At 68.6% G+C, this 12,469-nt stretch carries 9 protein-coding genes; all 9 read left to right on the forward strand.

The genetic code is table 11. From position 1 onward, the window contains the following. The first annotated feature begins 49 nt into the window (after positions 1–49). The 9 genes from B072_RS43695 (at position 50) to B072_RS43710 (ending at position 12,345) form a co-directional block, all read left to right on the forward strand. Positions 50–397 carry an SGNH/GDSL hydrolase family protein gene (locus tag B072_RS43695; protein ID WP_018532072.1) on the forward strand — a complete coding sequence of 116 codons (348 nt, stop codon included), beginning with the start codon at positions 50–52 and terminating at the stop codon, positions 395–397. Between the two features lie 98 nt (positions 398–495). Further along, positions 496–1,500, forward strand: coding sequence for a hydroxyacid dehydrogenase (locus B072_RS43700; RefSeq protein WP_043244405.1), 1,005 nt, complete (start codon positions 496–498; stop codon positions 1,498–1,500). Between the two features lie 211 nt (positions 1,501–1,711). Then, positions 1,712–2,566 (forward strand): ABC transporter permease, encoded by an 855-nt coding sequence (locus B072_RS0121660; RefSeq protein ID WP_018532074.1) that lies wholly within the window; start codon positions 1,712–1,714, stop codon positions 2,564–2,566. After that, positions 2,563–3,450, forward strand: coding sequence for a carbohydrate ABC transporter permease (locus B072_RS0121665; RefSeq protein ID WP_018532075.1), 888 nt, complete (start codon positions 2,563–2,565; stop codon positions 3,448–3,450). The genes B072_RS0121660 and B072_RS0121665 overlap by 4 nt, the downstream gene beginning before the upstream one ends. Positions 3,451–3,495: 45 nt before the next feature. Beyond that, positions 3,496–5,145 (forward strand): extracellular solute-binding protein, encoded by a 1,650-nt coding sequence (locus tag B072_RS0121670; RefSeq protein WP_018532076.1) that lies wholly within the window; start codon positions 3,496–3,498, stop codon positions 5,143–5,145. Positions 5,146–5,187: 42 nt separating this feature from the next. Continuing rightward, positions 5,188–6,297, forward strand: a complete 1,110-nt coding sequence (locus tag B072_RS43705) for a LacI family DNA-binding transcriptional regulator (protein ID WP_078506529.1) — start codon at positions 5,188–5,190, stop codon at positions 6,295–6,297. Further along, positions 6,294–8,288: a DUF2264 domain-containing protein gene (locus tag B072_RS0121680; RefSeq protein ID WP_018532078.1), complete on the forward strand. Its 1,995-nt coding sequence runs from the start codon at positions 6,294–6,296 to the stop codon at positions 8,286–8,288. Before B072_RS43705 ends, B072_RS0121680 begins: the two co-directional genes overlap by 4 nt. Before the next feature lie 161 nt (positions 8,289–8,449). Next, positions 8,450–11,179 (forward strand): hypothetical protein, encoded by a 2,730-nt coding sequence (locus tag B072_RS0121685; protein WP_018532079.1) that lies wholly within the window; start codon positions 8,450–8,452, stop codon positions 11,177–11,179. A 62-nt stretch (positions 11,180–11,241) separates the two neighbouring features. Further along, positions 11,242–12,345 (forward strand): GDSL-type esterase/lipase family protein, encoded by a 1,104-nt coding sequence (locus B072_RS43710; protein WP_063746462.1) that lies wholly within the window; start codon positions 11,242–11,244, stop codon positions 12,343–12,345. The last annotated feature ends 124 nt before the right edge of the window (positions 12,346–12,469 follow it).

A 12,469-nucleotide genomic window follows, 5' to 3' on the forward strand; every position in this document is an offset into this window, starting at 1 on the left:
TCCGCAGGCATGCGGCCCGGAGCACACCTGCGCGATGAGAGGAGGGGGTATGGCCCTCCAACTGCCCACGGACGGTTGCCTGTTGTTTCAGGGCGACAGCATCACGGCCGCCAAACGCGACCTCGATGGCAGCTCCGATCCGGGGCAAGGCTTTGTCAGCCGCATGGCCCACGCCTTGGCCGGTACCCATCCGAACCTGCGCGTCGCCAATCGCGGCATCAGCGGCAGCCGCGCCGCGGATCTGGCCCAGCGCTGGCAGGAGGACAGCCTTGCGCTGCAACCGGATGTGGTGTCGGTGCTGGTCGGGGTGAACGACACGTGGCGCCGTTTCGACCGCGATGACCCCACCTCCGCCGCGGCGTTCGAAGCCTGGCTGGCGCTGGCCGGCGTGTCGTGAAGTCGCCCCTTGGCACAGCCCGGCCCGCCGGGACTTCTTGGCCTCTCTCAGCCAGCAGCACGGGCCGAGGGACGCCCCATCATTCGAAGGAGCACCGCTTGTCCACGCGTCTTCGGGCCGCTGTCGTCCTGAGCTCCGCGCTCAGGAACGAAGTGTTCGGCCCGGTCCAGTGGGAAGAGTTGGCCGGCCTGGTCGACATCGTGGCCGACTGCCAGGACAGCCGGGCCCTGGCCCTGCACCCGCGGCGCGGTGAGGTGGACGTTCTCATCACGTCCTGGGGCATGCCTCGTCTGACCGAACAACTCCTGTGTGAACTACCTGCGTTGCGAGTGGTCGTTCATGCCGCAGGATCCGTCCGCAAGCTCGTCAGCGATGCGGTGTGGGCCCGCGGGATCCTTGTCGTCTCGGCGGCCGAGGCCAACAACGAACCAGTGGCCGAGTACGTCTACGCTCAGACCGTTCTCGCTCTCAAGAACGTGCACCGGCGCGCACACCGCATCAAGTCCGAGACCGGGCTGCCGTCACTGGAGCACATCCCGGGTATCTACCGGCAGACCGTCGGGCTGGTCTCCTTCGGGTCCATCGCCCGCAAGGCGGCCGCTCTGCTGCGGCGGCTGGAGACCAACGTCATCGCCTGGGACCCGTTCGCCCCCGAGGAGACCTTCGGTCAACTGCACGTGGAACGGGCGACGAGCATCGACGAGCTGTTCGCCCGATCCCAGGTCCTGAGCGTTCATACCCCGTTGATCCCGGGCCAGACAGAAGGGCTGATCACCGAAGAGCTGCTGCGCCGGTTGCCGCAGAACGCCACATTGATCAACACAGCTCGCGGCGCGGTGGTCGACGAGGATGGACTCATACGTGTGCTGCAGGAGCGGCCCGACCTGTATGCCGTGCTCGACGTGACCACCCGCGAGCCGCTCCCCGCCTCCTCGAGTCTGTACGCGCTGCCCAACGTGATGCTCACCGGCCACGTCGCCGGAACGGTCGGCGACGAGCGGCGCGGCATGGGGCAGTTGGTGATCGCTGAACTGCGCCGCATCAGTGCCGGATCTGATCCCCTGCACGCTGTCTCTTCGCACGCCCTGCTCCTACGCGCCTGACGTCTCAGATCTCCCCACACCCCCACGGTCTCACTGACACCGATCCACCTCCTGTCCACCATCCCTTCACAGCCGAGGAGGCTCCGTGGCAGATCTGCTGCGTGAGCGCCCCGGAAGAACGGCACACGGTCGTCCTTCCCCGCCACCGTCCGGCGCTCGAAACAAGCGACACCGCCCTCGCAGCAGGCGCAGCCTGGCGCTGTCCCTGCTCATGTTCGGCAGTTTCACCTACTTCCTGGTCTTCCACTACGGAGCCCTGGTCGGCAATGTCATCGCCTTCAAGGACTACGTGCCGTTCGACGGCATCTGGGGCAGCCCCTGGGTGGGCCTCGGCAACTTCCAACGCATGCTCGAGGACGGCGACTTCTGGCACGCGGTGATCAACACCGTGGTGATCGCCGTGCTGCAACTCGTCTTCTACTTCCCGGTGCCGCTGGCACTCGCACTGCTGCTGCACAGCCTCACCTGGGGCACCGTCCGCCGGTTCGTGCAATCGATCGCCTACCTGCCGCACTTCGTCTCATGGGTGATCGTCGTCGCCCTGTTCCAGCAGGTCCTGGGCGACACCGGCATGGTGAACGGCTTCCTGGGCGACGCCGGCCTGCACACCGTCGACATCGTCGGCAACCCTGATGCCTTCAAACCGCTCGTGGTCGCCGAGGTCATCTGGAAGGACGCGGGCTGGGGCACGATCATCTTCCTCGCCGCACTCTCCCAGGTCGACGAGCAGCAGTACGAGGCCGCCGCCATCGACGGCGCCGGGCCGTGGCGCCGCTTCTGGCACGTGACCCTGCCTTCGATCCGTCCAGTGGTCGTACTTCTGCTGATCATGCGGCTCGGAGACATCCTCTCGGTCGGCTTCGAGCAGATGCTGCTGCAGCGTGACGCGGTCGGTCCGCAGGCGGCCGAGATCATCGACACGTTCGTCTATTACCAGGGCATCGTCGGCGGCGACTACGGATACGCCGCGGCGGCCGGCCTGTTCAAGGGCCTCATAGGCGCCGCGCTCGTCTATGCGGCCAACAAGGTGGCTCACCGTCTCGGGGAGCAGGGGGTCTACAGATGAGCACGCAGGCACGCCCCGGCTGGATGGAGAAGCCCAAGCCGGTCACTCAGGTGGGCAAGGTGATCGCCCTCGTCGTCGTGGTCGCGCTGGTGTGCGTCCCGTTCCTGACCATCGTGGCGACCTCGCTCGCGTCCTCGAAAGAGGTGGTGGCCAACGGCGGCTGGGTGCTGTGGCCACAGCACCCCACTCTGGACGCGTACCGCGACATCCTCGACGGCGGAATCGTCACGCATGCCCTGGGCGTGAGCGTCGGCGTCACCCTCATCGGCACCCTGCTCAGCCTCGCGTGCACGGTGTTCCTGGCCTACGCGCTGTCGCGGCCGCAGGTATACGGTCGCAAGCCCGTGCTGTTGTTGGTCCTGTTCACGTTCCTGTTCCCGCCGGGCATGATCCCCAGCTTCCTCGTCGTCAAGGAACTGGGCCTGCTGGACAGTTACGCCTCGCTGGTACTGCCCGTGCTGGTCAACGTCTTCAATCTGGTGGTCCTGCGCGGCTTCTTCCAGGGCATCCCAGAGGAGCTGTACGAAGCCGCCCGGCTCGACGGCGCCAGTGATCTGCGCGTCCTGTTCTCGATCGTGCTCCCGCTGTCGAAGGCCGCCCTCGCCGTCGTCGGTCTGTTCTACGCGGTGGCCTACTGGAACTCCTGGTTCTATGCCTCCCTGTACATGGAGAACGGCCACTGGCCGCTCCAGCAGGTGTTGCGGACCTATGTGGTCGCAGGCGAGGGCCTGACCGACACCACCACCGGCGAGGGCAACGTCACCGCGCCGCAGACGGTGCAGATGGCGGTCCTGGTGATCGCCACCGTACCGATCCTGCTCGTCTACCCGTTCCTGCAGAAGTACTTCACCAAGGGCGTGCTCACCGGCGCCATCAAGAGCTGAACCTCTCCTTCCTCTGTACGAGCCGCACCGAAAGGTCGATCAGTCATGCCCGGAATATCGCGGAGAACCGTTCTGCGCAGCGCGGCCGTCGCGGGAGTCGCCGCGGCCGCCTCGCCCCTGCTCGCCGCCTGCTCCGACTCCTCCGGCGGCGGTGACGTCTCCAACGCGGGGAAGAAGCAGGCCTCTTGGCCCGCCTACAAGGCCCCGACCGGCGCCAAGCCCGACCTCGCCCCGACGGAGGCGGGTGTCCAGGCCGCCTACACCCGCTACCCGTCCGACCTGGCCACGGCGGTCAAGCGCACCCCCGGTGACGGCAGCACCATCAAGGTCATGTCCGTCACCTTCGGCACCCCGCCGAAGGCGGCTGCCCAGAACCAGTACTGGAAGGCCGTCGAGAAGGCTCTCGGCGTGAAGATCGAGTACACGGTCATCCCGCAGGCCGACTACCAGAAGAAGATGGCCACGGTCATGGCCGGCGAGCCCGACGCGCTGCCGGACATCATCAACATGTTCTCCGGCTACGTCCTGCCCCGCGAAGCGCAGTTCGTGCAGAAGCGGGCGCAGGATCTCACCCCCTATCTGTCCGGCGACGCGATTCACGACTACCCGAACCTGGCGGGCATCCCCACCCATGCCTGGCGCGACATGGGGCGGATCGGGGGCGAGATCTACGGCGTCCCGCTGGAGCGTCCGCTGACCGGCTCGACTCTCTGGGTCAATCAGGGTGTCTTCACCGACGCCGGGATGAAGGCGGGCTGGACGTCCGACGACTTCGCCGCCGTGGCCAAGAAGGCCACGAGCGGCAAGAAGTACGCGCTGGGCGCCGCGATCGGCTCGAACTTCTGCAACGCGGTCCACTCCGCCGCGCACAACGCCCCGCAGGGCTGGGCCGCCGACAAGAGTGGTGACTTCCAGTCCACCTACACCGACGAGCGGTTCCGGCAGGCCATCGCGTACCAGGCACAACTGCGCAAGGCGGGCCTGTACCACCCCGACGCGACCTCGCTCTCTTCGCCCGACCTCAACACGCTGTTCCTGAACGGCACCGTGGCCTCCATGCAGAACGGCTTCGGCGCGTACACCACGCTGTACCCGGATTCGAAGGGGCTTCTGACGCCGACCCCCGCGTTGCCGTACGCCGTGGACGGCACGCCCGGCGGCCAGGTCGCGGCACGCCGCTCATTCGGTTACACGATCCTCAAGAAGGCCAAGAAGGAGCGCATCCACATGCTGCTCCGCGTTCTCGACTACCTGGCGTCCCCCTTCGGCACGAAGGAGTGGGAGCTGCTTCAGTTCGGCGTCGAGGGCGTGCACTTCGACCGCGCGAAGGACGGTACCCCGGAGCGCACCAAGCTGGGCGAGGTGGAGAACATCACCAACCTGCCGTTCCGTTACCTGGCCGAAGGCCCGCAGGTGTTGTTCGTGCCGGGTCGCCCCGAAGCCGTGCGCGCCCTGCACGCCTGGCAGGAGAAGGTCGTGCCGGTGACCATCCGCAACGCCGCGTTCGGTCTCGTCTCGCGTACCGACGTCGCGCAGGGCGCCACACTGCGTGCGCTGATGGACGACACCATCACCGCGGTGATCGCGGGCCGCTCCTCCATGTCCGACCTGGACGCCGCGGTGAAGAAGTGGCGTTCGCGCGGCGGCGACAAGATCGCCCAGGAGCTGGCGAAGGAACACGCCGCCAACAGCTGACGCGGCAGACCACGCATACCGACGCGAGAAGGGATCGCGGGAATGACGGCCAGCGGCCGGATCACCATCCGTGACGTGGCAGCGCGAGCACAGATGTCTCCGGCCACGGTCTCACGGGTACTCAGCGGCAACCACCCCGTGCCGCCCACCACCCGTGCACGCGTACTTGAGGCAGCTCACGCCTTGGACTACGTGGCCAACACCCATGCTCGCGCCCTGGTGGGCGTGGGCCGGGGAAGTGTCGGAGTGGTCCTGCGCCACGTCACGCACCCCTTCAGCGCCCAGGTGGCCGAGGCGGCGGAGGCCGAGGCGGCTCGCCACGGCCGGCTGTGTCTGATCGCCAGCACCGACGGCAACCCCCGCCGGGAGGCCGACTTCATACGGCTGATGCGAGAAGAGGGCGCGCAAGCCGTGATCCTGGTCGGAGGTGCCACGGACGATCACGCCTACAGAAGGCGCATCGCTCACTACGCTCACGCCCTGCAGTCCATCGGCTCCCGGCTGGTGCTGTGCGGACGCCCGTCCCCCGACCCGGAATTGCCTGTCTCCGTGGTCGAGTACGACAACGCAGGAGGCACCCGCGCCATCACCGGCCATCTGCTCTCCGCCGGTCACGAACGCATTGTCTTCTGCGGTGGAGTCCCTGGGAACACGGTGCTCGATGCCCGGGTGGCCGGGTATCGAGCCGCGCTCGCAGCCCATGGGCTGCCTCCGGACACTGCTTCGGTCATCAACTGTGGTGGGGGGCGTACGCAGGGGTATCTGGCGATCAGTGAACGTCTGGCCCGACAACCGGACTTCACTGCGGTGGTCGCGGGTGACGACCTGGGCGCTGCCGGTGCCGTACGAGCCGTCACAGACCACGGGCTGCGGGTTCCCCATGACATCTCCGTGGTCGGATTCGACGACATCCCGCTCGCCCAGGACCTCAGCCCCGCCCTGACCACGGTCCACACACCTACGGAAGACCTCGGACGCGCCGCCGTACAACTCGCGATCGATCCCACGGCTCCCGCTCTCATGCTTCCCACCAGCGTGATCCTGCGCGACAGCGTGTCCCCGCGCCGCGTTCACCCCAGCCGGGCAGCGGACGACCAGCAGCAACTCCCGCCCAGCGCGCTACTCACCAGCGAAGGGGACATACCAGCATGACCGCGCCGCAACACGGCATCGACGTCACCTCTGCCGCGCCCACACCGAACCACGGCCTGTCCCCCTACACCGGCTACACGCGCGGGCACTGGGAGTCGGCGGCCGACCGTCTCCTCGCGGGGCTTGTCCCCCACGCCTCGCCGGGATGGGCCCAGTACCGCCTTCCCGGGCGGACCGGGTATGCCGGGGCGTGGTCCGACGGCCTGGAGGGTTACGCGCGGTCTTTCATGCTGGCGGCCTTCCGCATCGCGGGAGCCAAGGGACAGGACGCCGCCGGCAGCAACATGATCTCGGGGTTGATCGAGCGGTACGCGGCCGGACTGGCTGCCGGAACAGACCCGGCACACCCGGAGCACTGGCCGCCGATCACCGACCGCTCGCAGTCCATGGTCGAGGCCGCGTCCATCGCCGTCGCGCTGCACGAGACGCGGCAGTGGTTGTGGGAACACCTCGACGAACGGGTGCGGCACAACACCGCGATATGGCTGGGCGGTTTCGTCGGCGCCACGACTAATGACTCCAACTGGCGCCTCTTCCAAGTAATCGTGGAGGAGTTCCTCGCCTCGATCGATGCCCCGCACAGCCGAGCCGAGATCGACGCCGGGCTGGCGCGCCTGGACGACTGGTACCGAGGAGACGGCTGGTACACGGACGGCGACGGCCAGAAGTTCGACTACTACAACGCCCTGGCCCTGCACCTGTATCCGGCTCTGTGGGCGCGCATCGCCGGACCGCGCGCGGATGCTGGGCTGGTGGCCGTGCACCGTGAGCGTCTGCGCGCGTTCGTCGACGTACACCAGCACTTCTTCGGCTCCGACGGTGCGCCGGTCCACCAGGGCAGGTCCCTCACGTACCGCTATGCCACCGCGGCGCCCTTGTGGGTGGCGGCCCTGGCCGATGCCAATCCCCTGTCTCCCGGCCGTACCCGACGTCTGGCGTCCGGGGCGCTCAAGCACTTCGCCGACCGCGGGGTCCCGGGCGAGGACGGCGTGCTCACGTTGGGCTGGTACCGGCCCTATCTGCCCGTCACGCAGGCCTACTCGGGTCCTGCGTCCCCGTACTGGGCGAGCAAGGCGTTCCTGGGGCTGCTGCTGGATGCCGACCATCCGGTGTGGACAGCGAAGGAGGAACCGGCGCCGGTCGACCGCAGCGACCAAGTGGTGTCGCTGCCCGCACCCGGCTGGCTGCTGCAGTCCACTGCCGGCGACGGAATCGTCCGCCTGGTCAACCACGGCAGCGACCGGCAGCCGCCACCTCCTTCGACACTCCCAGAAAGCCCTCACTACACACGGTTCGCCTACTCCAGCGCCACCGCCCCGCAGACTCCGCCCGACGATGTTCCCGCGGTCGCGGACAACCACATCTGGGCCGAGGCAGCCGCCGACATCGCGACGCGCCGCGGACGGATCCACCCGCTGTACTGCCAGGGCGATCGGGCCGCCTCGTGGCACAGCGCCTCCACGCTCGCCGATCACACCGACGCGGTCATCAGCACGATGAGCGTGGTCCATGGCCCCTGGGAGATACGTGTCCACCGCGTCGAGACCGAGGACGCCGTCACCATCCGCGAGAGCGGATGGGCGGTGGCCGACGAGCAACCCATGGTGGCCGGTGAGACTGGTGACGGATGGGCGCTGGCCCGCCGCCCAGACGGCCTGACCACCGTCGTCGCCGGGCTGTTGGGCTGGGAGAGCACGGAACACCTGGGTGCGGCACGCGTCGTCCGCGACGAGGGGCTCAACGCCTTCGGGCAGCACTCGGCCGTCCCGCTGCTCACCACGTCCGCAGTGGGCGTACGGATGCTGGTCACGCTGGTCGTCCTCACCCGTGATCCCAACATCCGGCACGACGCGCAAGCTCTCCACCACGGAGCACGCGCCGAGATCGGAAAGGGTCAGGAACTGGTGCTGACGTTTCCCGACGGCGCTCGCCGCCATGTCTCAGCGGATCTGCTCACCCTGTCCGAGGGCGGCAACGCGCCGCCCGCGTAAGCGGGACACCCTGACAACGATTCCCTGACCGCGCTTCGTCCGACACTCGGCCGGCTCCGCCTTCTTCGCCGGAGCCTCCTGTCGGCATGCGCGCATCCCGGCTCTCGCCGTTCGCTCCCCCGCTCTCACCTACGTACTTCTGAACCAACCGGAGGCTGCCCATGTCCGAGGGATCCCCGCTCAACCGCCGCACCTTCCTCAGCGGCGCATCGATCGCCGCGGCCGCTCTCGCCCTCGGGCCGGGCGGCCGGGCGTCGGCCGCCGACACGCCCCGTGCCGCAACAGCCGCATCGTCGACCGATGCCGCTCAGGGGGTGGACCTGCACTGGCTGGACGGCCGGCCCGCCGCCACCACCGGCACCGCCTGGGGTGTGCCCTGGCCTCAGGGCAAGGTCGCCGCCGACACGACGTTCGCGCTGCGGGACCACGACGACGACCAGGTGCCGGTGCAGTCCTGGCCGCTGGCCTACTGGCCGGACGGGACGCTGAAGTGGACCGGCCACGCCATGTCCTCCACCACCCTCGCCGACGGCTACCACCTGGCCCCGGGGACGCCGTCCGACCCGAAGCAGCCGGTGACGGCGAAGCGCAGCGGGGATGAGATCCGGCTGGCCAACGGCGTCGTGGACATACGTATCGCACGCAGCGGTCCCGTGGCGATCCGGTCGATAGCCCGCGGCGGCCGGACCACGGCGCACGACGGCCGCTTGATACTGATGCTGCAGGACGGGCCCGAGGACACGGCGAACCCACGGCACACCTCGTGGAGCGGAGTCGTCGAGAAGGCCGAGATCGAGCAGTCAGGGCCGGTGCGTGCCGTGGTCAAACTGACCGGCCGGTACCGGCAGGACTCGTCTTCACGCCATGGCAGAGGCAGCCGGGGGATCCTTCCCTGGACGATGCGCGTGTACCTGGGTGCCGGGGACGAGTCGCTGCGGGTGATGCACCAGTTCGTCTGGGACGGCAAGGCGTCGAGCGACTTCATCCGGGGGCTGGGGCTGCAGCTGTCCGTGCCGATGAGTGACCAGCCCTACAACCGGCACATCCGCTTCGCCGGGCCGGACAAGGGCGTGTGGGGCGAGTCGGTCGTCGGGCTGACCGGGCTGCGACGCGACCCGGGTGCGGCGGTGCGGGCGGCCCAGATCGCCGGTACCGCGACACCGCCGGAGTCGGAATGGGCGTCGACGGTGCAGGCGGGCTGGAAGGACCTTCCGCAGTGGGGGGACTTCAGCCTGGTGCAGCACTCGGCCGCGCAGTGTGCGGTGTGGAAGCGCACATCGCAGAAGGCCGCCTGGCTGAAGCACGCCGGGTTCGCCGACCGCGCACCCGGGTTCGGGTACGTCGGTGGGGTCAGCGGCGGTCTTGGCGTCGGGCTGCGGGACTTCTGGCAGCAGTTTCCGCGCGCCTTCGACATCCGTGACGCGACCAAGGACACGGCGACGGTCACCCTGTGGTCCTGGTCGCCGCACGCCGAGCCGATGGACCTTCGTGCCTACGACGAGGCCAGCCATGGCCTCGATCTCGCCTACGAGGACGACCGCTACGGCTTCGGCATGTCCACCGGCATGGCCCGCTCCACGGACATGCAGCTGTGGGCACTCGACGCCACGCCGTCCCGCGACGGTGTGGCCACCCTCGCCGCCACCCTCGCCCGCCCCCAGTTGGTCGCCGACCCGAAGACGTACCACGGTGTCGACGTGTTCGGCCGGTGGAGCCTGCCCGACCGCGCTACCCCGGCCCGTAAGCAACTCGAGGACTCGATCGCCGACAGCGTCGCCTTCTACGCGGAACAGGTCAAGCAGCGCCAGTGGTACGGGTTCTGGGACTACGGCGACATCATGCACACCTACGACAGCGACCGGCACACGTGGCGCTACGACGTCGGCGGCTTCGCCTGGGACAACGCGGAACTCGGCTCGGACGCGGCGCTGTGGTACCAGTTCCTGCGCACGGGAGACCCGCAGACCTTTCACCTCGCCCGGGCGATGACCCGGCACGTGACCGAGACGGACACCATCCACGCCGGACCGTTCGCCGGGCTCGGTTCACGCCACGACGTGCAGCACTTCGCCGACGGCGGCAAGGAACCCCGCGTCTCCGAGGCCTACACCAAGCGCTTCATGTACTACCTGACGGCCGACGAGTTCATCGGCGACGCCATGCGCGTTCCGTTGCAGCTGGACTCCACCCTGCTGAAGTACCCGCCGCTGCGCGACTACCTCGACGCTCCCGCAGGTGTTCCGACCGTGATCCGCCTCGGCCCCGACTGGTACGCGCTCGTCAGCAACTGGCTCACCGAATGGGAGCGCACCGGCGACAGCAAGTGGCGCGACCGCATCGTCACCGGCATGCGGGACATCGCCAAGCTCCCGGCCGGCCTGTTCACCGGTCAGCAAGGGGGCGCCGTCGGCTACGACCCCGCCACCGGCCACATCAGCGACCTCAAGCTCGGCGGCGACTGGGGCAAGGTGAACCTGTCGATGGTCTTCTGCGGCGAGCAGATCCTGTGGGAGACCATCGACTTGATCGACATACCCGAGTTCCGGGCGAAGCTGGTGGAGTTCTGCCGCTACGTGCAGGCACCGGCCGCAGAGATCACCGACCATTTCGGCTTCAAGTTCAGCACTGGCGCTCCTGGCGTCTTCTACTCGCGGATGACGGCCTGGGCGGGCGAGCAGACCAAGGAACCGGCCGTGCAGCAGCGCGGTTGGGACACGTTCCGCAACGACGGCGGGGGCAAGGCCTGGCCCGACCCCGTACACATCGACGGGTCGGCGGTATTCAGCCAGGTCGACGAGCTGCCCCAGGCCGACTTCGGCACCAACGGCGTCGCCCAGAACATCCTGGCGACCATCGCCCTGCTCGCCGTCGCCCCGGACCAGGCCCCGTGACGGTCCATCGGCCCATCTCCCCCTCACCTGTATCTCGCCCCATCCAAAGAACGGGAGTGCTCGTGAAGAGATTCAGCCGCTTGCTGGGCGCGCTGGCAGTCACCACAGCCGCCGCAGTCACGGTGCCGGGTAGCGCTGTGGCAGCAGCCGGTGCTCCGCTGCCCGGCGACCAGATGCACCGCCACTGCACCGCCAGTGCCGACAACACTGACCTGACCTGCTCATTCGACGTCCCGCCCGGTGTCTACGACGTGCGCGTGGCCCTGGGCAGTCGCACCTCCGCCGCGAACACAGGGCTTGAGGTCGAAGCGAACCGCACCGCGCTCACCCCGGTGACCACCCGGGCCGGCCACACCGTCGTACGGTCCGTCACCGTCGATGTGCGCACCCCGGAGAGCATGCCCGACGGTCAGGAGGGCGACGGGACCCCGGGCCTGCAGCTCAAGCTCACCGGTTCGGCGCCCGCCCTCGCCGGTCTGCGGGTCACCCCTCACCCGCACGCTCCGCGGCTGTTCGTGGTCAGCGATTCGACGGCATGCGACTGGCTGAACACCGTCCAGCGCGGCTGGGCGCAGGAGCTTCCGCAGCACGTCGGCCCCGGCCTCGCCGTCGCCAACTGGGGTGTCTCCGGCTCCAGTACCGTCTCATGGCTGCAGAACCCCGCTCTGTTCGCAGCACTCAAGCCCCAGATCCATCGGGGCGATGCGGTACTCATCCAGCTCGCACATAACGACAAGACCACCCCCGAGGACACCTACCGCGCCAACCTCCTCAGCCTCCTCGACGGCGTGCGCTCCAGGGGCGGTCGGCCCGTCCTGGTCACGCCGCCGGTCCGCCACCTGTTCGACGCCAACGGAAAGATCACTAGCACCGGGCGGATCGTCAACAGCCTCGGTGTGGACCTTCCTGCGGTCATGCGTGATGTCGCGCAGCAGCACGATGTACCGCTGCTGGACCTGACGGCCGACAGCACAGCGCTCATGGAACAGCTCGGCCCCGACGCTTCCTGGCAGTTGTACGCCGAACTGCCGGCCGGTCGCAGCCAGACCCACTTCAATGCCTCAGGCGCCACCGCACTGGCCGGCCTCGTGGCACGGGAGGCCGCCCGTGCTCACCTGCCGGCGGCTGGCTTCCTCATAGCGCCACCGACGGCAGACGAGCAGTGACCGAGGCGTCGGGGGCCGGAACATGGCACGCGGTGAACTCCGACGCAGGCCGGCCCCCGACGCCGATCGACACCTGGGCCGAAACCAGGCGCGGCTGATCACACGGCCATCCGTGCAAGTGCGC

The organism is Streptomyces sp. HmicA12 (genome assembly GCF_000373565.1).
Classification (GTDB): Bacteria; Actinomycetota; Actinomycetes; order Streptomycetales; family Streptomycetaceae; genus Streptomyces.